Consider the following 19,036-nt stretch of genomic DNA (forward strand, 5'->3'; position numbering starts at 1 on the left):
AAGACACCGCGCCCCCTTAAAGCCCAACTAGGTAACAGTTATCGCACATTCCGATGGGCGGAACGTGCGATAACTGTCACCTAGTTGGGTGGGTGGAGGCTGGTTAGATCAGGTCATCCGAGAGGTGGTTCGGCGTGCCGAAACGGTGCGCGGTGATGCTGACGGCCTGCTCGTGCAGGAACGGGAGCATCTCGATGCGGCCGGCCTCGGTGGCTTCGCCGGCGTAGATTGCCACGTCCGGACGGCCGTTGGTGGCCGTGTAGAGGGCGCTGGCGTCCCCGCCGAGGAGGCGGATGCGGCCGGCACCGCGGCGGGCGGCGGCGGCCAGGTAGGCGCCGTCGTTCTCCACCCAGGCGGAGATGCCCAGCTCGCTGAGCACTGCCTTGACCGCGGAGGGAAGCTCGACGGCGGTGGAGACGCCCGGGCGGGCGCCGGCCAGCAGTGCAGCACCGAGCACGCGCAGCAGCGTGGCCACGGACTCGCCCTCGGCCAGGCGGATGGAGGTGTCCACCGGCAGGTAGCGGAACACATTGCGCTCGGCGGTCAGGGCCGAGACGTCCTTGGCGGCGCCGAACTCATCGGCCCAGGCGGCGGCGTCGGAGCGCAGCGCGCGCTCCAGCCAGCCGCGCTCGGTGTCGGAGACGATGCCCGTTGCGGCGCCAAGAACCTTGGCTGCGGCACCCTCGATGGTGGCCGTGGCGGTGGACTCGGCCGGAACCCAGCTGCCCAGACCGGCCAGGTAGTTGGGGCCGCCGGCCTTGGTGCCCGCACCAACGGCGGACTTCTTCCAGCCGCCGAACGGCTGGCGCTGCACGATGGCGCCGGTGATGCCGCGGTTCACGTACAGGTTGCCGGCTTCGATGGTGTCCAGCCAGGTGCCGATCTCCGCAGAGTCCAGGGAGTGCAGGCCGGAGGTGAGGCCGTACTCGATCTGGTTGGTCATCGCGATGGCCTCTTCCAGCGTCTCGGCGGTCATGACGCCGAGCACCGGGCCGAAGAACTCGGTCAGGTGGAAGTAGCTGCCGCGCTTGACGCCGGTGCGAACACCCGGGCTCCAGAGGAGGCCTTCGTCGTCGAGCTTGGCGGGCTTCACGGCCCACGTCTCGCCCGCACCGAGGGTGGTGAGTGCGTTGAGCAGCTTGCCGGCGGCGGGCTCGATGACCGGGCCCATCTGGGTGGTGGCCTCGGCCGGGAAGCCGACGGTCAGGGACTTGGCGGCGTCGATGAGTTGGTTGCGGAAGCGTGCCGAGGAGGCCACGGAGCCGACCAGGATCACCAGCGAGGCGGCGGAGCACTTCTGCCCGGCGTGGCCGAACGCGGAGTTGATGACGTCCTTGGCGGCCAGGTCCAGGTCGGCGCTGGGGGTGACGATGATGGCGTTCTTGCCGGAGGTCTCGGCCAGCAGTGGCAGGTCCGTGCGGAAGCTGCGGAACAGCTCGGCGGTCTCGTAGCCACCGGTCAGGATCACTCGGTCAACGCTGGGGTGCGAGACCAGCTGGCGGCCGAGCTCCTTCTCCCCGAGCTGGACCAGGGCCAGCACCTCGCGGGGCACACCGGCGTCCCACAGGGCCTTGACCATCACGGAGCCGCTGCGGCGGGCCTGGGTGGCGGGCTTGATGACGACGGCGGAGCCGGCGGCCAGCGCCGCCAGGGTGGAGCCGGCGGGGATGGCCACCGGGAAGTTCCACGGCGGAGTGACAACCGTCAGGCCGGCGGGGACGAAGGTGGCGCCGTCGACGGTCTCCAGATCCTTGGCACGCTCGGCGTAGTAGTGCGCGAAGTCGATGGCCTCGCTGATTTCCGGGTCCGACTGGTCGATGGTCTTGCCGGTCTCCGAGGCCATGACCTCCATGAGATCCGCGCGGCGGGACTCCAGGACGTCGCCGGCGCGGTGCAGGATGGCGGCACGCTCGGCGCCGGTCATGGCACCCCAGGCCTTGCCGTGCTCCAGAGCGGTGGCGATGGTGGCGTTGAGGGTGTCCAGATCCGTGATGCGGGTGGACTCCACCAGATCGTTGCCCAGCACGGAGCCGGGGATCTTGGCCAGGATGTCCCGGCTCCAGGCGCGGTTGGCGGCCAGGGAGGGATCGGTGTCCGGGGTGTTGGTGAAGCCCTCCAGCGCCGCCGGGGCGGCCGGCAGGGCGCGGTTCTGCTGGCGGTTGGCCGGCGGAACTGTGTCGTCAAGGGTCGCCAGGGAAGCCAGGAAGCGCTGCTTTTCGCGCTCGAACAGGGCCTCGTTGGCGCTGAGCTCGAACACGGCGGACATGAAGTTGTCCTGGCTGGCGCCCTCTTCCAGGCGGCGGATCAGGTAGGCGATGGCGACGTCGAACTCGCCCGGGTGCACCACCGGCGTGTACAGCAGCAGGGATCCGACGTCCTTGCGCACGGCCGTGGCCTGGCCGGTGGCCATGCCCAGCAGCATCTCGAACTCGATGCCGGAGACCACGCCGCGCTGCTTGGCCAGCAGCCAGGCATAGGCGACGTCGAAGAGGTTGTGGCCGGCGACGCCGATGCGCACACCGTCCACGTGCCCGGGGGTCAGTGCGTAGTTGATGACGCGCTTGTAGTTGGTGTCCGAATCCTGCTTGGTGCCCCAGGTGGCCAGCGGCCAGTCATGCAGGGAGGCTTCAACCTGCTCCATGGGCAGGTTGGCGCCCTTCACGACGCGCACCTTGATGGGTGCACCGCCGTCGGCGCGGCGGGCCGTGGCCCATTCCTGCAGCTCCATCATGGCGCCCAGGGCGTCAGGCAGGTAGGCCTGCAGCACAATGCCGGCCTCAAGGTTCTTGAACGCGGGCATGTCCAGGATGCGCTTGAACACGGCGATGGTCATGCCGAGGTCCTTGTACTCCTCCATGTCCAGGTTGATGAACTTGGGCTTGGGGAAGGAGGCGGCCAGCGTGTACAGCGGCAGCAGCTTCTCCACAATGTGGTCCACGGCCTCGTCGAAGGCCCACGGGGAGTGCGGGGCCACGGTGGAGGATTCCTTGATGGACACGTAGTCCACGTCCTCGCGGGCCAGCAGCTTCAGCGTTCCCTCCAGGCGGCGGGCGGCCTCGTGCTCGCCCAGGACGGCCTCGCCGAGCAGGTTCACGTTCAGGTTCACGCCGTCCTGGCGGATCTTGGCGATGGCCGGACCCAGCTTGGCGTCTGTCGCGTCGACAATCAGGTGGCCCACCATCTCGCGCAGCACCTTGCGGGCGATCGGGATGACCACCTGCGGCAGCACGGGGGCCATCACGCCGCCCAGGCGGACGGCGCTGCGCATGTACCAGGGCAGGAAAGCGGGGACCTTCGGTGCCAGCCGGGCCAGGTTGCGGCCGGCGACGGCGAGGTCTTCGGGGCGGATGACGCCGTCGACGAAGCCCACGGTGAAGTCCAGGCCGTTGGGGTCCTTCAGGACGCCGGCCAGGCGCTGGGCGGAGACGTCCACCGGCACCTTGGAGGCCTCGGTCAGCCAGTGGCGGACCAGGGCGATGGTTTCCGTGGCCAGCTCATGGGCGGCGGCTGGATTGGATGCTGAAACGGTGGAAGTCACGGTGGCCTTCTCTGCAGTGCTGCTCATGGAACGGGGCTGTCGCTATCTGTCGGTGCGGCTGGGTCTTTCCTCAAGTATGGAACTACACTCCAATTAGCAAAAGCGTTCTTTTTTGATGAATATCAGTTAGTTCTACTTACGTTTGGAGATGGGCCGTGCTCGACGTCCGGAGGCTGCGGCTGCTGCGTGAATTGAAGATCCGCGGCACCCTCGCAGAGGTGGCCCAGGCACTGGCCTACACGCCGTCGGCGGTGTCCCAGCAGCTGGCCCTATTGGAGAAGGAAGCGGGCGTGGAACTGCTGCGCAAATCCGGCCGGCGGGTGCTGTTGACGGCCCAGGCGGAGATCCTGGTGGCCCACACCGCGGAGATCCTCGAATCCCTGGAACGCGCCGAGGCCGACCTGGCCAGCTCGCTGACCACCGTCACCGGCACCGTGCGGCTGGCGGTCTTCCAATCCGCCGCCCTGGCCCTGCTGCCGGGTACGCTCAGTGCCATGGCCCGGGAGTATCCGGAGGTGCGGATCGAGATGACCCAGCGTGAGCCCGAAACGGCGCTGCACGAGACCTGGGCGCGCGACTTCGACCTGGTGGTGGCCGAGCAGTACCCGGGCCATGCCGCACCCCGGCATCCGGAGCTGGACCGCATCACGCTGACCACCGACGCCATCCGGCTGGCCGTTCCACCGCCCAGCCAGGAGGGCTCCCCTGCCCGGCCGGCGGGCGCCGTGCTGGCTTCTTTGGAGGACACCGCCGATCTGCCGTGGGTCATGGAGCCCCGCGGCGCCGCATCGCGGCATTGGGCCGAGCAGGCCTGCCGGCAGGCCGGCTTCGAGCCGGACGTGCGCTACGAGACGGCCGATCTGCAGGCCCAGATCCGGCTGATCGAATCCGGCAACGCCGTGGCCCTGATGCCCGATCTGGTGTGGACGGGCCGCGAGAAGACCGTCACACTGCTGGACCTGCCGGGGCTCCCCCGCCGCACCGTCTTCACCTCCGCGCGCCGGGCCAGCCGGCGCCGCCCGGCCATTGTGGCCTGCCGCGGCATGCTGGCCAGCACGGCCGAGGCCGTGGCCAATGGGGCGGACACCCCGTGAGCCGGGTGCAGGGACTGGCCGTTCCACTGGTGCTCTTTGCCGCCGGCGCCGCGGCACTGGCCACTGGGCTGCTGCCCTGGGGCGAGTTCGTGGAGCTGGCCGCGCGGACGGTGCCGATCCTGTTGTTTGTGCTGGCCATGACCATCGTGACGGAGCTGGCCGAGGCCGCCGGACTGTTCCGGGCGATCACCGGGTGGCTTTCCGCCGCCGGCGCGGGGGGAAGCCGTCGCGGCGGGAGGACCACACGGGCCGACGACGGCGGGCGGGTTGGCGGCGCCGGGGGCGGCGTCCGCCGGGGCCGGGTCGCCGTGCTGTGGCTCTTCGTGGTCCTGCTGGCCACGGTCAGCACCATCTTCCTTTCCCTGGATGCCACCGCCGTGCTGGTGACTCCTGTGGTGGTCCTGCTGGCCCTGCATGCCCGCATTCCGCCGCTGCCTTTTGCCTTGACCACCGTGTGGCTGGCCAACACCGCCTCGCTGCTGCTGCCCGTGTCCAACCTGACCAACCTGCTGGCCCAGCACCAGCTGCAGACCACTCCGGCGCAATTTGCCGCCCTGCTGTGGGCTCCGGCACTGGTGGGCATCCTGGTGCCCATGGCACTGTTGGGCACCGCCTTCCGCAAGGATCTGGGCGGGCGCTACCGGCCGCCGTCGTCCCCGCCCGCGTCAGACAGGGTGCTGCTCGCCATCGCCGGGACGACTGTTGCGCTGCTGCTGCCCGCACTGGTCTCAGGCATCCCCGTGGCCATCCCGTCCGGAATCGCCGCGGTGTTTCTGCTGGCGGTCTTTGCCGTCCGGCGGCGGTCAGCCCTGCGCTGGAGCATGGTCCCGGCCCGCCCGCTGCTGCTGACCATCGGCCTGTTCATGGTGGTCCAGGCTCTGCATTCCCATGGTCTGGCGGCCCTGCTGGGCACCGTTGCCGGGACCGGGAACGGCTATGCCGCTCTGCTGCAGCTGGCAGGGCTGGGAACGTTGAGCGCCAATGCCATCAACAATCTGCCCGCCTATCTGGCACTGGAACCAGTGGCCGGCAGTCCGCTGCGGCTGGCAGCACTTTTGATCGGCGTCAATCTGGGGCCGATCATCACGCCATGGGCCTCGCTGGCAACGCTGCTGTGGCATGAGCGGCTCAAGGCCCTGGGCGTCGATGTGTCCTGGGGCGGCTACGCGCTGGCCGGGCTGGGCGCCGTCGTCGTGCTCCTGCCCTTGTCCGTGCTGGCCCTCTGGCTGTCGGCCGGCGCCTCGTAGCCTGCCGGCACACGCCGCTGTCCGACCCCCGTGGGAGCATTGACGCATGATGGTCCCCACGCAGCCCGGCGCAGAAAGCCTGCTCTGGGATGCCGGGGTGCCGTACGAGCTCGCCGGCACCGTGGGCATCATCCCCCGCGGCCCAAGAGACCCGGCCGCCCGGGTGGCCCATGGCACCGTCTGGTTCGCCTTCAACACCCCTTCCGGCCCGGCCACCCTGCACCTGTCCATGGCCACGACGACGGCGGTGCGCGCCACTGCCTGGGGCCTCGGCACCGCGTCCGCTCTGGCGGGAGTGCCGGCACTGCTCGGCGGCGGGGACGACTGGTCCGGGTTCGACGAGCCAGGCTTCCACGCCACGCTTCCCCGGCTGGCCACCCAAGCGCGGCGGCGCCATCCGGGGCTGCGGCTGCCGGCCACGGGACGGATGGTGGATGCGCTCATCCCCGCCGTTCTGGAGCAGAAGGTCACGGCCATCGAGGCGCACCGCGGCTACAGGTATCTGGTGGCGAAGTTTGGCTCGCCCGCCCCGGGGATCGGCCCCGGCTCCCCCGTGCCGGCGGATCTGGTGGTGGCGCCGACGCCGGAGCAGTGGGCCCGCATTCCGTCCTGGGAGTGGCACAAGGCAGGGGTGGGGCCGCAGCGCTCCGCCACCGTGATGCGGCTGCTGCGCGCGGCATCCGCGCTGGAGCGGCTGGCCGCCGTCGACGCCGTCGAGGCGGCTGCCAAGCTGCAGACCATCCCGGGCATCGGCATCTGGACGGCCGCCGAGGCCACCCAGCGCACCCATGGCGACGCCGACGCCGTCGCGGTGGGCGACTACCACCTGGCCAAGTTTGTGGGCTGGGCACTGGCCGGGAAGCCGGTTGACGACGCCGGCATGCTGGCCCTGCTGGAACCTTGGCTGGGGCACCGGCAGCGGGTGGTGCGGATGCTGATGCTCAGCGGCTTCCGCAAACCCGCCTTTGGTCCACGGATGACCATCCAGGACCACCGCCGCCACTGAGGCCCGACGTCCCGTGCAGCCGCCCATGGCGATGTATTCCTGGCTGGTGCATTGCTGGGTAGCATTGCGCTCAAAGTCCTTCGGCCCACTCCCCGAGAGCAGGTTGCCATGACCGTGTTCATCGTTCTGGCTTCCGGGCTGCTTCTGCTTGCCGGGGTGGTTCTCATTGCTGCGTGGGGCGGGGCATCGGTCCGACCACCGCCAGGACCCTCCGTTGCCGCACTGCCGCCGGAGGCTCGGAGCGGACGTCTGAACAGGGCGCTTCGGCGGTATGCCTGGTGGGCAAATGTCGCCTGCTTCGCAGCATTCGTCTCCGCTGTGCTGATTGCCTGGCCCGGCGGCCGCCTGGTGATGCGCGTATTGGCCATGACCTCACCGGCCCAGTCCCAAGGCATGCTCACGGAAGCCGGCGCCGTCGTTGGCCTGCCCACCGTCGATGGCACGCTGTCGCTCCTGGTCTTCGGCGGGCTGCCGGCCGCCTTCGCCGCGACCTTCATCTATCTGCTGGTCCACCGATTGCTGCCGCCCGGCCGGCTGAACGGACCGCTGGCCGGGCTGGCCGCCCTTCTCCTCCTGGGGTCGTTTCTGGAACCCTTCCGGGCCAACAACATCGACTTCACGATAGTTGGACCCGGCCTGCTGTCGGTGGCGCTGTTCGCGGTGCTCGCCGTGCTTCTGGGTGCACTCGTTGCAGCGGCGGCTGGTTGGTACAGCCAACGTCTGCCCTTGCCGTCAGGCCGGGCCGCGAAGGCCTATTGGCCGCTCGTGGCCGGCATGGTGTTTCTGCCGGCGGGAATTCTGATCGGCATCGGCGCACTGATCGTGGTGGCCTTCTCGGCCATCGTACGCAGCCCACACGGCTGGGCCTCACGGAAGCATGTGTGGGTGGGCAGGTCGCTCCTCGGGCTGGCCGTCCTTGCAGCGCTGCCGGCGTTCATTGGTTCACTAGGCTTCATCCTGTTCCGGTGACTGTTACGGCGGCCGACGGCGGCGGCCCACCGGACGGCCCCGGGTCCTCTACGCTTGATCCATGAGTGAACCCATCAACCTGCAAGCAACCTTCATCCCCAACGACGGCGAGTTCTTCCGCGTGAAGCTGGCCCTTGAGATTGCCATCGAGCAGGTCGTGGCCGAGCCCGGCTGCCTGCGCTATGAGATCACCGAGGAATCCGAGGACAAGATTGTCCTGACCGAACAGTGGGCCACCCAGGCGGATCTGGACAAGCATGCCAAGGGCATCGCGGTCCAGGACCTCGAGGAATCCCTCTCGGCCCTGCTGGCCACCCCCGTGGAGCTCGCGACCGTCTAGCAGCACCCGCCAAACGAAAATCGCGCCTCGTCGTCATTTTCGCGCCCGGTGATCCGGCGCGAAAATGACGACGAGGCGCGATTTTTGCGTTCTGGGGTAGCGCCGGAGGCTAGTTGGCCCCGGCCTGCTGCTTGGCCACCTGGGCGTGCACATCGGCCATGTCCAGGCCCTTGACGGCGGTGAGAACCTCATCGAGCTGCGCGGCGTTCAGCGCGCCGGGCTGGGAGAACACCAGCACCTTTTCGCGGAAGGCCATCAGCGTCGGGATGGAGGTGATGTTGGCCTCCGCGGCGAGCTGCTGTTCAGCCTCGGTGTCCACCTTGGCGAAGACGACGTCGTCGTGCTTGTCCGAGGCAGCCTCAAAGGTGGGCGCAAAGCGCACGCACGGCTGGCACCAGGACGCCCAGAAATCCACCAGAACAATGTCGTTGTTCTCAATGGTGGGACCGAATGATTCAGCGGAGATATTGACTGTAGCCATGCTTCCACCGTACGTGAACGGGCGGAAACATGGCTACAGATTTCGCTCAGCGCGTGAGCGTGGACTGCCCTTCTAGACCCCGTGCGGGGCGTGGGCGGTGAGGTACCTGCGCCCACCAAAGATCACCACGGCACCGGCAAGGACGACGGCGGCGGCCACGTAGAAGGTGACCGGGGCACCGAAGTGTTCGGCCAATTTGGCGGCCAGGAACGGCGCCAGGGCACCACCCATCCAGCGCACGAAGTTGTAGCCGGCGCTGGCCACGGGACGGGGCGAATCGGAGACGCCCATCGCCAGCTCCGTGTACAGCGTGTTGTTGATGCCCAGCAGGGCGCCGGAGACGATCACCAGCACCACGATGGTGGGGATGGAGTGCCCTGCGGCCAGGCCCATGCCCAGCAGCACCAGCATCAACAGGACCAGGGTGCCGGTCAGCGCGCCGGTGGCACCGAAGCGGCGCTGCACAATGGGCGCCACGAAGACGGAGAACACGGCCACTGCCACGCCCCAGCCGAAGAAGACGGCGCCGATTCCATAGGCGTCAAAGTGCAGGATGAACGGGGTGAAGGCGAGGATGGTGAAGAAGCCGTAGTTGTAGAACAGGGCGCTGGCAGCGGTGGTGCGCAGGCCCTTGTGGCCCAGGGCCAGCAGCGGATCCCGCAGCCGGGTCTTCACGGCCGGAACCGGCGTCTTGGGCAGCAGCGTGATCAGCGCGATGAAGGCGATCGCCATGGCCGTGGCCGTGCCGAAGAACGGCGCCCGCCACTGCCAGCCGCCCAGCAGGGCTCCCATCAGCGGCCCGAGGGACAGGCCCAGGCCCAGCGCGGCCTCGTAGAGGATGATCGCCGTCGCGGTTCCACCGGAGGCCACACCCACCATGACCGCCAGCGACGTGGCCACGAACAGCGCGTTGCCCAGACCCCAGCCGGCGCGGAAGCCCACGAGTTCGGAGACAGTGGAGGACATGCCGGACAGGGAGGCAAAGACCACGATCAGGCCCAGCCCGATGAGCAGCGTCTTCTTGCCGCCAATCCGGGAGGAGACATAGCCGGTGACCAGCATGGCGACGGCCGTGACCAGGAAGTAGCTGGTGAACAGCAGTGAGACTTCGCTCGGCGTGGCCTTCAGGTTCTCGGCGATGGCCGGAAGGATGGGGTCCACCAGGCCGATGCCCATGAAGGCGAAAACCGAGGCAACGGCCACGGCCCACACGGCCTTGGGCTGTTTGAGCATGGAAGCCTTCTCGGCCTTCACAGTTTCTTCAATGGTGTGGGCAGTTGATTCTGCCGTGCTGGCCTCCACGGGCCCTCCTTGGATGTTCGGTATGGAATAGTTCGACGACGCTGGGCGGCGGGCGCGCAGGGCGCTGCGGCGGCTCAGGCGCCGAGTGAGTTGGTGAGTTTGGCGATCGCGGGAATGGCGGCCGTGATGGCGGACCGCTCGTCCTCGCTGAGCACTGCCAGGGCGCCGGCGATGCGCTCATTGCGCTCCCGGTTTGCGGTGGCCAGTGCTGTGCGCCCGGCATCCGTCAGATGCACCAGGACCGCGCGGGCGTCGTCCGGATCGGCCCGGCGTTCCACCAGGCCGGCCGCCTCCAGCTTGATCACCTGTTCGGTGGCGCTGGGCACTCGGATGCCGGCATGGCGGGCGACGTCGCCCACCCGGGCCGGGGCCAGGGCCAGAATGTTCATGGTGGCAACCTGGCCGGTGCTGAGCTCGCCGTTGGCGTCCAGGGAGCGGATCAGATAGACGGCATGCCGCAGCACGTCCCGGTATCTGGCGGCAAGGTCAATCAGCTCTTCGTCCAGCTCAATGTCACTCATAGTTAGGCAGCCTAATAGTTAGGCTGCCTAACTGTCAAGACTTCGCGCGGCGGTGGGGCATCCGTCCACAGCAAATTCACTGCCAGTTCACCGGCCGCATGCACCATGGGGTTGTTGGCTGTGAGGAACCAACCGGCCGCACCACCCCGCATACCTTGGCACTTGCCGTGACATCTGGAGGACACAATGAGCATGCGCATCACTCGACGGGCATGGCGCCCAGCCAGTGGCGATCTTTGGCCAGCGCTGGAGCCGGAGGAGACAGTTGCACTGGTCAATGCCAACGGCTGGCGGCTCAGCGGCCGCGTGGAGGCCGTGACGCCGGACCACAGCTGCCTGTGGATCCAGCTCGACGGCGGCATGGGCCGCCAGCTGATCCACCACCAGGACGGCTTCGCCCTCGAAAGCCGTGCCAAGCACAACGCATAAAGCTCCGGCTCAGCGGCGGACCCCACCGGGGACGCAGTTTCCCTTCGGGGACGTGTCTACAACGTCATCCCGGGCGGGGAACTGCGTCCCCGCCTGCAATAAGCGCCAGCGGAGGTCAGTCTTCGGGGCCGATCAGGGCCACAAAGCCCGCGGCCTCGTCCGCACCGGCGTCCGAGTTGGCCCGCAGCAGCGCGGCGGCGCCGTCGCGGTCCCCGGCCCGGGCCAACGTCTTGACCTGCTCCACGATCTCGGAGTTCAGGCGGGTGCTGACAATCTCGCGGATCTCATCCCCACGCGCGATGATGGCGCGGTAGCGGTAGACGCGCGGCGTTGAGGGCTGGGCCCGGACGGGCTCCACGGGCGCCGCCGCCTCGCGGATGGATTCCTCGGCCGATGGCTCCGTGGGCCAGCTGGCGGGCGGATCGGCGAACAGCAGCGCCTCGACCGGGTCCGCGGGTGCTGCGGGCGCATCGGAGGCCGACGGGTCCACAGTGGCTCCGGTCCCGGACGCAGCGCCGGGGGTGGAATCCACGGCGGGCGTGGCGGCGTCGGGCACTGAACTGGACGGCGCATCGGAGGCCGAGGGCTGCACTGCATCCGGTGCCGAACCGGGGGCGGCGGCCTCGCTCATCCACCGCGGCTCCGGCGTGGGCTGCGGGAACTGCGCCAGGGCGGCAGCCGACAGGGCCGCCTCCTTGAGCGAGCAGCCCGTGGCGGCACGGAATTCCTTGATGGCGCCCAGCGGCTGCTGCCGGGCAATCATCGAGTAGACGGCGCGGTGCTGTTCGGGCGTCAACCGGGCACTGGCCTGCACCGCCAGCTCGCGGGTGATGCCCGGGTTCGCCTGCACCGGCTTCCCGTCCGCCCCCGGCGCGCCAAAGGCCTGCGCCAGGCCGGCGCGGCTGCGGCGGCCCAGCACCCGCGCAGCCACCCAAACAACCAGGACGGCGGCCAGCACACAGAGCAGGGGGATGATGAATTCCATGCTTCAACTCTAGATGCACCCAGCGATTCGGGCGGAGTGTGGCGGACCGGCACCACAGCCGCTGCTCCGGACGGTTTGAGGGCAAGAAAAAATCCCCGGATCCATAAGGATCCGGGGATTCTCTGCTGGTGGCAGATGAGGGATTCGAACCCCCGTAGGCGTTGCCAGCTGATTTACAGTCAGCCCCCTTTGGCCGCTCGGGTAATCTGCCGCAGCCAGCCAAACCACACAGTGCAGGACACTGTTTGGTTCAACTTTCGCCCCCAGCAAGTGGGAGCAGTAAAACAATACAAGGGATTTGCCAAAGAATCGAATCGAGCGGATTTGCGGCTCGTTCCGGGCCCAATGTGGCCCGGATTTCTAGGCTTCGCTGGTGATCCGGCGCACCAGCTGCGCCTCAAAAAGCGCCGCCTGCTCGGCCGTGACCTGCCGCAGTGAGACCGCGCGGGCCAGATCCTCCTGCACGCCGGCGATGCGTTCCGCAATGGAGGGGGCATAGGCGGTGGAAACCGCCGGTCCGCCGGCAAGGGTGGCAGTGGAGGCACCCGCAGGAGCAACAGCCGTTCCGGACGCGGACGGCGCCCGCACCGTCGAGGAGGCAACGGCCGACGTCGTCGAACGTCCGGTACCCAGCTGCACCGGAGCGGCGCCCGGCCCCGAAAAGGCTGTAACGGCAGCCAGGGTGGCTGCTGCCACCACTGTTCCGGCGGCCACCTTGGCGCTGCGGGCAACGGACTGGCGTGACGGTCCGGCATTCATGGAGTGCTCCTTCTGTAGCGTCTTCCTGTCCTCCACTCTGTCCGCCCCAGATGTGACAAGCCTCAACCTTTCCTTTGAGCAGGCTGGGAGCCCGGTGCGTCAACGACGGCGGATCCGCGGGAGTCCGGCAGCAATCCGGCGATCCGGGCTAGGCTAGGAGCCAAAGAATCCATGTCACTACGTACCCCTATCTGGAGGAACCATGGCCAGCGAATCAACGTTCGACGTCGTCAGCAAGGTGGACAAGCAGGAGGTCGCCAACGCCCTCAACCAGTCCCAGAAGGAAGTTGCCCAGCGCTACGACTTCAAGGGCATCGGCGCCGAGATCGACTTCAGCGGTGAAAAGATCCTGATGAAGGCCAACTCTGAGGAGCGCGTCAAGGCCGTTCTGGACGTGTTCGAGTCCAAGCTGATCAAGCGGGGCATCTCGCTGAAGTCCCTGGACGCCGGCGAGCCCTTCGCCTCCGGCAAGGAGTACCGCATCGAGGCCTCCATCAAGGAAGGCATCGAGCAGGATGTGGCGAAGAAGATCAACAAGCTGATCCGCGACGAGGGCCCCAAGGGCGTCAAGTCCCAGATCCAGGGCGATGAACTGCGCGTCAGCTCCAAGAGCCGCGACGACCTGCAGGCCACCATGGCCCTGCTGAAGACCTTCGAGGACGCAGACCTGCAGTTTGTGAACTTCCGCTAGGGCATTGTTCCACTGGAGCGGGCGGGCATACAGTCGGCCGTATCGGCCCCGCCCACCCGCTCCAGGAGCATGCCATGTCCGCCTTTGCCACAGCCGCAGGCGATCCCTGCTGGATCGACCTCGCCACGCGCGACCCCTTGGGGGCCAAGGCCTTCTACACGGCGCTCTTCGGCTGGACCTACGACGTCTGGGATGAAGAGGCGGCGGACGGCTACATCATGGCCTTCAAGGACGGCGCCGCCGCGGCCGGGATGATCAAGAACAGCGGCGCCAGCGGCCAGCCCGACGGCTGGACCACCTATCTGCGTGCGGACAACCTCGCCGAGGTGGCCGCCGCGGTTCCGTCCCACGGCGGCCGGGTGCTGGTCGCCCCCATGGAGGTCTCCGCCCAGGGCAGCATGTCCTTCGTCGCCGACCCCGCCGGGTCCACCGTCGGACTCTGGAAGCCCGGACTGCACCAAGGGTTCGGCATCCACGGCCGCCCCGGCTCCGCCGTCTGGCACGAGCTGCGCACCACCGACTACCCCGGCACCGTTGCCTTCTACCGCGCCGCCTTCGGCTGGGACACGGCGGCCAGAGACGACGACGGCGGCCCCCGCACCACCACGTTGGGCGAGGGGATCTACGCCCGGGCTGGCATTGTCGACGACGGCGAGGGCCCGATTCCGGGCCGCTGGCAGGTGGTCTTTGGCGTGGCCGACGCCGGTGCCTCCACCGCACTGGCCGCCACCCTGGGCGGGCGCGTGGTCGCCCCCGTCGTGGAGTCCACCTACGGCCGGACCGCCACCCTCGCCGACACCACCGGCGCCGTCTTCCAGATCGCGCAGCTGCACTAGGCAGCCAGCCTCCTGGTGCCTTGGATCGCTGCCGTCACCACGCCCCTGGACCGGCGGCGGTGCCGGAGAGTGCGGCCGCTTCGCCGCCCCTGCGCCCATCCAGGGACCGCTCCGTCCGGAGTTCGCCCAGGCGGGCGCGCAATCCGCGGTCCGCTGCCACATCGGCCACAGTGAGGGCCAGTGCCAAGGCACCATCGATGACTGCAGCATCCCCGGCCGGCGACACGGCTGCCTCGGCGAACTCGATGGTGTGCGGCACGGCCTCGCTGCCCTTGAACACCACGCAGGGGTGGATCGAGGGGAGATACTGGGAGACGTTCCCCATGTCCGTGGACCCGCCACCGCCGGATCCGGCGGGTGTTTCGACCTGGTAGCCGAGATCGGCGATATTTCCGTCCCAGAGTCGCGCAATGCCAGGGTGGTGCCGCATGGGCGCGTAGGGCTTTTCAGATTGGCGGATGTCCACCTGGCAACCAGTGGCCAAGGCTGCCCCTTCCAGGGCGGCCCGCACCCGGGCGCTCGTTTCAATCCAGTCGTTTTCGTCGGAAGCACGGACCTCGACCTGGAGGTCCGTCCGTCCGGGAATGATATTGGTGGCAGCACCGCCGTTTTCAATGAACGATGCAACGACAATGCCCGGCTTGAGCTGCTGGCGCAGCAGCCCCAAAGCGACTTGGGCCAAAGTCGCCGCGTCTGCTGCGTTGATTCCCTCGTGGGGTGCCGCCGCGGCATGGGCCGTGCGGCCGGTGAAGGCCACGTTCAGATGCTCAAGGGACCGGGCGGTGAAGGCCTCGCATGGCAGTTGGGGTCCGCTGGACCCGTGCACCATAAGAGAGAAGTCGGTGTCGTCCCACGCGCCACGTTCGAGCATGATGATCTTGCCGCCGCCCTTCTCCTCCGCCGGCGCACCCAGCAGCTTCACCTTCAAGTTCAGCGAGTCCGCAACACCCTTGAGCGCAAGCGCTGCACCAACGGCTGCTCCCGCGATCACATTGTGCCCGCAACCGTGGCCGATGCCCGGGAGGGCGTCATATTCGGCAACCAGCACCACCGTGCAGTCACCATTTCCGTAGACGGCCTCGATCGCCGTGGGCAGCCCATAGGCTCCCCGGTCGACGTCGAATCCGGCCTGCTCGAGCGCGTCGGCGACGAGCGCCGAGGCATGGAACTCCTCAAAGGCAAGCTCCGGGTTGGCGCCGATGTCATGGCTCAGGCGTAGCAGCTGATTTCGATGCCCTTCAATGGCTTCGGTGATGCGTTCCTTGAGGATGGGAGCTGTTTCTGAGGTCATTTTTGGTGTTCCTATCGTTGTTTGTTTGCGCTATTGAGACGGTTGTTATGGCTGAATAACGGCGGGGATGCGGTCGGAGCCTGTCGAAGCTGCCCCAGTCAGACTGTTGGTGCGGCCCCGGGACAGGAAGATGGCCGCCATGGCGGCAGCCACGTTCAGCGCGGCAAAGACCGTCCAGATCAGCTGGAATGCTCCAAGCGATGGTGCAACGACACCGGCCCCGGATCCGCCGGCGGAGACGACCAGGACGGTCGTCACCGAGGCCACAAATGCCCCGGCCAGGGACCCGCCAATGGTGCGTGCCGTGTTGTAGACGCCGGAGGCCGAGGCAGGTGCGGACGCAGGGGCCCTGTCGATCACGACAGCCGGCAGGGTGCTGAGGACGATTCCGTGGCCGAATCCTGCGATCGCCAGCCAGACGATCAGGACCACGCCCGATGACGGTGCGAAGGCCAGGCATAGAAGTGCCGCGGCCGCCGCCAGACACGCGAAAACCAATGTCCGGGCCTGGCCAACCAGCCGGCCCAGAAGTGCGGCAGAGAACGAACCCAGGGTGCTGCTGACGGCCCCGATGGCCAAGACGAGCCCTACGGCCGAAACCGACATGCCGGCACCGTAGCCGAGCTTGTCCGGATTGGCACTCAGGAAGAGCACCGATGGGGCCTGGTTGCCGAACATGGTCACCGCTATGAGAAAGCCGATGCCGATGGGGTTGCCCAGCCGTGCGGCACGGATGACTTTGAGGTCCACGAGCGGGGATTCGGCCCGCTTCTCCACGCGAAAGAAGAGCACCAATGCGGCGATGCCCCCGGCAAGGGGAGGCAGGGCCTGCGGGGAGGTCCACCCCAGATGCGGGGCCTCGGACAGCCCGTACATAATCGCCACCAGTCCGGCGCCGAGGAGCACCGCCCCCTTCCAGTCAATGCGCCGGGAGGCATCGGGGCTGGTTTCGGGGACCAACAGCCAGACGAAGGGTACAAGGACCGCGATGCCAACCGCGGGAATCATCTGGACCACGGCGAGGTTCCCCAGGGCATCCAACGCCACGCCGGACAACAGCATGCCCGCGGCAAGCCCAATGGTGAGGGCGCCCACTATCAGCCCGACGTCGCGGTTGGCGGACCGAATGCGGTGGGCTTTGAGCAGTGCCATGTCGAGTGGAAGGAATGCTGCCACCGGACCCTGGACCGCCGCACCGAGCAGGACCAGTGGGAAGGTGGGGGCGAAGGCGATCAGCAGCGAGCCGGCGGCCACCAGCGCCACGGAAACCACCAGCAGCCGCTGGTGCCCGAAACGGTCGCCCAGCATGGCAATCAACGGCACCGACACGGCGGATGAAAGCAGTCCGACGGCAAGGACCCAGCTGGTCGACCCGGCGGGTACGCCGTACACACGCCCAATCTCCGAGAGCAATGGCACTATCCATCCCTGCACAAGTCCAGAGAGGAGTTCAAGGGCAATGAGGACCGGGACGAACAATCGAAGCTTGGCACCCGCCACGTTCTGGGCCCTCCGGTGGGCTGTGTCCATGGTGTCTTCCTTTCTCGTGAGCCCACCGGTGCGGCGGCTCTGTGGAATACTGTGACATCGGCAACATGAACACATGCTGATGTGCAGGATTCTGGCGATATCGGGAGGTCATGTGAACAAAGATCAGCTGGACGAACTGGATTTGCAGATTATTAACGCCCTGCAGATCGAGCCGAGGATGCCGTGGACGTCGCTCGCCAAGATCATTGGCACCGACTCCGTCACACTTGCACGCCGCTGGGAACGGATCTCCAGCCAAGGGCTGGCCTGGATCAGCGCCGTGCACGAAGCCGATGCTCCCCACAGCGTGGCCATCGTCGAAATACAGTGCGAATCCGGGAAAGCCCTCACCACCGCCGCACAAGCCAGCAAGGACCCAGCGATCTACTCGATCGACCTCACCAGTGGATTCCGCGACATCATCATGACGCTGTTCGCAAGGAACGACGACGAACTGGCCGAGTACATCCTCGTCACATTGGGCCAGCTTCCCGCCGTACGGTTGGTCAGAACGCACATCGTCAATGTGGGGGTAAAAACCGGTGCACAGTGGACCCTGCGGGCACTCACTGCCGCGCAGGCGGAAAGAATACCTCGGTCCCGGCCCCCACGCCCCGGAGCCGCGAAGGTCATCCCGCACCAGACCATGTCACGGGTGGCCGGAGCCCTGGAAGGGAACGCTCGCGCGAGCAATGTGGAACTCGGGACAATCCTCGGCATGAGTCCGCAACGCGTCGGGGATGTCATCGCCACGATGCGGCGCCAAGGATCCTTGGGTCTCCGGGTGGACATCGCGCAGCCATATTCGAACTGGCCGACGGTGCTGTGGTACTTCATCCAGACCCCAAGTTCGTCCATCAACGCAGCCCAGGAGGCGCTTGCCGGCATGCCGGAGGTGCAATTCGCCTGCGTGAGCACCGGCCAATGGAATCTGATCGTTGCACTCAGCGCCCGGCACCGCGCCGACGCCCCCAAACTGGAAGCCGAACTCGAGAAGCGGCTGCCCCATGCGACGATCATGGATCGTTCCATGGTCATCCGCGTCTACAAACATCTGGGGCATCTGCTGGATCGATCGGGCCGTGCCACCGGCGAATTCGTCAGCCGATCCCCACTTCCCTGACCCACCATTGATCCTGTCGGTGCCTGCTAATAGAGTCGCCTGTGTTCCCTTCCATCCACCCAGGAGCACATCATGCCCAAGCCCAACATCCCCGCTGGATCGCCGTGCTGGATCGATCTGATGACCTCGGACCCGGAGAAGACCAAGGACTTCTATGGCCAGCTTTTTGGCTGGACCTATGAAACCGGCGATGAAGAGAAATACGGCGGCTACGTGGTCGCCTCCAAGGACGGCGCCACCGTTGCCGGCCTGATGAAGAATGACCCGCAATCCGGCTACCCGGACGTCTGGTCCACCTATCTGCGGGTGGATGACATCAATGCGGCCACCGCGGCCGTCACGGCCCACGGCGGCCAGATCTACATGCCGCCGATGGAGGTCCCGGAGCAGGGCCACATGGGCATGGTCGGCGATTCCAGCGGTGCAGCCCTGGGCCTGTGGCAGTTCGGCGGGCACACCGGCTACCAGGTCAGCCGCGAGAACGGCACGCCGGCCTGGCATGAGCTGCACACCCGCGACTACGACGCGGCCATCGCCTTCTACAAGGACGTTTTCGGCTGGGACTACGAGGTGGTTTCCGATGCTCCGGAGTTCCGCTACGCGACCTTGGGCTCCGGCGACGACGCCCTGGCCGGCATCTTCGACGCCTCCTCGGATCTGCCCGAGGGGGCACCGGCCAGCTGGCAGGTGTACTTTGCCGTGGACGACGCCGATGCCACCGTGGCCCAGGCCCTCGCCCTGGGCGGGGTGGTCGTGGAGGATGCCCAGGACACCCCCTACGGCCGGATGGCCTCGCTGACCGACCCGACAGGTGCCATGTTCCGGATCATGCAGGACCTGCCCGCCGCACCCGAGGCGTAGCCGCCGGACAGCGGAGGCGAAGACGACAGGCCG

At 67.6% G+C, this 19,036-nt stretch carries 18 protein-coding genes and 1 tRNA gene; 10 read left to right on the forward strand and 9 right to left on the reverse strand.

All coding sequences use genetic code 11. The features are described from left to right. Nucleotides 1–103: 103 nt before the first annotated feature. Nucleotides 104–3,565 carry a bifunctional proline dehydrogenase/L-glutamate gamma-semialdehyde dehydrogenase gene (locus K254_RS0113800; RefSeq protein ID WP_026555858.1) on the reverse strand — a complete coding sequence of 1,154 codons (3,462 nt, stop codon included), beginning with the start codon at nucleotides 3,563–3,565 and terminating at the stop codon, nucleotides 104–106. 128 nt (nucleotides 3,566–3,693) lie between these two features. On the opposite strand from K254_RS0113800, the gene K254_RS0113805 reads away from it, so the two are divergent. The 5 genes from K254_RS0113805 (at nucleotide 3,694) to K254_RS0113825 (ending at nucleotide 8,194) form a co-directional block, all read left to right on the forward strand. Beyond that, nucleotides 3,694–4,632, forward strand: coding sequence for a LysR family transcriptional regulator (locus tag K254_RS0113805; RefSeq protein ID WP_026555859.1), 939 nt, complete (start codon nucleotides 3,694–3,696; stop codon nucleotides 4,630–4,632). A gap of 5 nt (nucleotides 4,633–4,637) precedes the next feature. Next, the gene (locus tag K254_RS0113810) at nucleotides 4,638–5,879 is read left to right on the forward strand and encodes an SLC13 family permease (protein ID WP_026555860.1); all 1,242 of its coding nucleotides are present in this window, start codon (nucleotides 4,638–4,640) and stop codon (nucleotides 5,877–5,879) included. Nucleotides 5,880–5,925: 46 nt separating this feature from the next. Next, the gene (locus K254_RS0113815) at nucleotides 5,926–6,885 is read left to right on the forward strand and encodes a DNA-3-methyladenine glycosylase family protein (RefSeq protein ID WP_026555861.1); all 960 of its coding nucleotides are present in this window, start codon (nucleotides 5,926–5,928) and stop codon (nucleotides 6,883–6,885) included. A gap of 108 nt (nucleotides 6,886–6,993) precedes the next feature. Continuing rightward, nucleotides 6,994–7,854: a hypothetical protein gene (locus K254_RS0113820; protein ID WP_026555862.1), complete on the forward strand. Its 861-nt coding sequence runs from the start codon at nucleotides 6,994–6,996 to the stop codon at nucleotides 7,852–7,854. 61 nt (nucleotides 7,855–7,915) lie between these two features. Continuing rightward, nucleotides 7,916–8,194 (forward strand): putative quinol monooxygenase, encoded by a 279-nt coding sequence (locus K254_RS0113825; protein ID WP_026555863.1) that lies wholly within the window; start codon nucleotides 7,916–7,918, stop codon nucleotides 8,192–8,194. Nucleotides 8,195–8,303: 109 nt separating this feature from the next. Here the strand turns inward: K254_RS0113825 and K254_RS0113830 are convergent, their stop codons facing one another. From K254_RS0113830 to K254_RS0113840, 3 genes are all read right to left on the reverse strand, one after another. After that, a complete protein-coding gene (locus K254_RS0113830; RefSeq protein ID WP_026555864.1) occupies nucleotides 8,304–8,675 on the reverse strand; it encodes a thioredoxin family protein in 372 nt (123 codons plus the stop codon). A 72-nt stretch (nucleotides 8,676–8,747) separates the two neighbouring features. Next, the gene (locus K254_RS0113835) at nucleotides 8,748–9,977 is read right to left on the reverse strand and encodes an MFS transporter (protein ID WP_026555865.1); all 1,230 of its coding nucleotides are present in this window, start codon (nucleotides 9,975–9,977) and stop codon (nucleotides 8,748–8,750) included. Between the two features lie 74 nt (nucleotides 9,978–10,051). Then, on the reverse strand, nucleotides 10,052–10,498 hold the full coding sequence (locus K254_RS0113840) for a MarR family winged helix-turn-helix transcriptional regulator (RefSeq protein WP_026555866.1): 447 nt from the start codon (nucleotides 10,496–10,498) through the stop codon (nucleotides 10,052–10,054). A gap of 186 nt (nucleotides 10,499–10,684) precedes the next feature. Here K254_RS0113840 and K254_RS0113845 point away from each other — a divergent pair, with 186 nt between their 5' ends. Further along, nucleotides 10,685–10,927, forward strand: a complete 243-nt coding sequence (locus tag K254_RS0113845) for a hypothetical protein (protein ID WP_026555867.1) — start codon at nucleotides 10,685–10,687, stop codon at nucleotides 10,925–10,927. Nucleotides 10,928–11,042: 115 nt separating this feature from the next. Here the strand turns inward: K254_RS0113845 and K254_RS24870 are convergent, their stop codons facing one another. The 3 genes from K254_RS24870 to K254_RS0113860 form a co-directional block, all read right to left on the reverse strand. Next, nucleotides 11,043–11,912 (reverse strand): hypothetical protein, encoded by an 870-nt coding sequence (locus K254_RS24870; protein WP_051389231.1) that lies wholly within the window; start codon nucleotides 11,910–11,912, stop codon nucleotides 11,043–11,045. 126 nt (nucleotides 11,913–12,038) lie between these two features. Next, nucleotides 12,039–12,123 (reverse strand) — tRNA-Tyr (locus K254_RS0113855). A gap of 149 nt (nucleotides 12,124–12,272) precedes the next feature. Continuing rightward, nucleotides 12,273–12,671: a hypothetical protein gene (locus tag K254_RS0113860; RefSeq protein WP_051389232.1), complete on the reverse strand. Its 399-nt coding sequence runs from the start codon at nucleotides 12,669–12,671 to the stop codon at nucleotides 12,273–12,275. 202 nt (nucleotides 12,672–12,873) lie between these two features. Here K254_RS0113860 and K254_RS0113865 point away from each other — a divergent pair, with 202 nt between their 5' ends. Further along, complete coding sequence (locus K254_RS0113865; protein ID WP_026555869.1) at nucleotides 12,874–13,362, forward strand: YajQ family cyclic di-GMP-binding protein; 489 nt, start codon at nucleotides 12,874–12,876, stop codon at nucleotides 13,360–13,362. A gap of 74 nt (nucleotides 13,363–13,436) precedes the next feature. Further along, the gene (locus tag K254_RS0113870; RefSeq protein ID WP_026555870.1) at nucleotides 13,437–14,198 is read left to right on the forward strand and encodes a VOC family protein; all 762 of its coding nucleotides are present in this window, start codon (nucleotides 13,437–13,439) and stop codon (nucleotides 14,196–14,198) included. Between the two features lie 34 nt (nucleotides 14,199–14,232). On the opposite strand, the gene K254_RS0113875 is transcribed toward K254_RS0113870, so the two are convergent. Both K254_RS0113875 and K254_RS23305 read right to left on the reverse strand, forming a co-directional pair. Next, nucleotides 14,233–15,489, reverse strand: coding sequence for an amidohydrolase (locus K254_RS0113875; protein WP_026555871.1), 1,257 nt, complete (start codon nucleotides 15,487–15,489; stop codon nucleotides 14,233–14,235). Between the two features lie 45 nt (nucleotides 15,490–15,534). After that, nucleotides 15,535–17,019, reverse strand: coding sequence for an MFS transporter (locus tag K254_RS23305; RefSeq protein WP_051389233.1), 1,485 nt, complete (start codon nucleotides 17,017–17,019; stop codon nucleotides 15,535–15,537). 112 nt (nucleotides 17,020–17,131) lie between these two features. Here K254_RS23305 and K254_RS0113885 point away from each other — a divergent pair, with 112 nt between their 5' ends. After that, nucleotides 17,132–18,142: an Lrp/AsnC family transcriptional regulator gene (locus tag K254_RS0113885; RefSeq protein WP_026555872.1), complete on the forward strand. Its 1,011-nt coding sequence runs from the start codon at nucleotides 17,132–17,134 to the stop codon at nucleotides 18,140–18,142. Nucleotides 18,143–18,214: 72 nt separating this feature from the next. Continuing rightward, nucleotides 18,215–19,003 carry a VOC family protein gene (locus K254_RS0113890; RefSeq protein ID WP_026555873.1) on the forward strand — a complete coding sequence of 263 codons (789 nt, stop codon included), beginning with the start codon at nucleotides 18,215–18,217 and terminating at the stop codon, nucleotides 19,001–19,003. Nucleotides 19,004–19,036 lie beyond the last annotated feature (33 nt).

The organism is Arthrobacter sp. 35W (assembly GCF_000482545.1).
GTDB lineage: Bacteria > Actinomycetota > Actinomycetes > Actinomycetales > Micrococcaceae > Specibacter.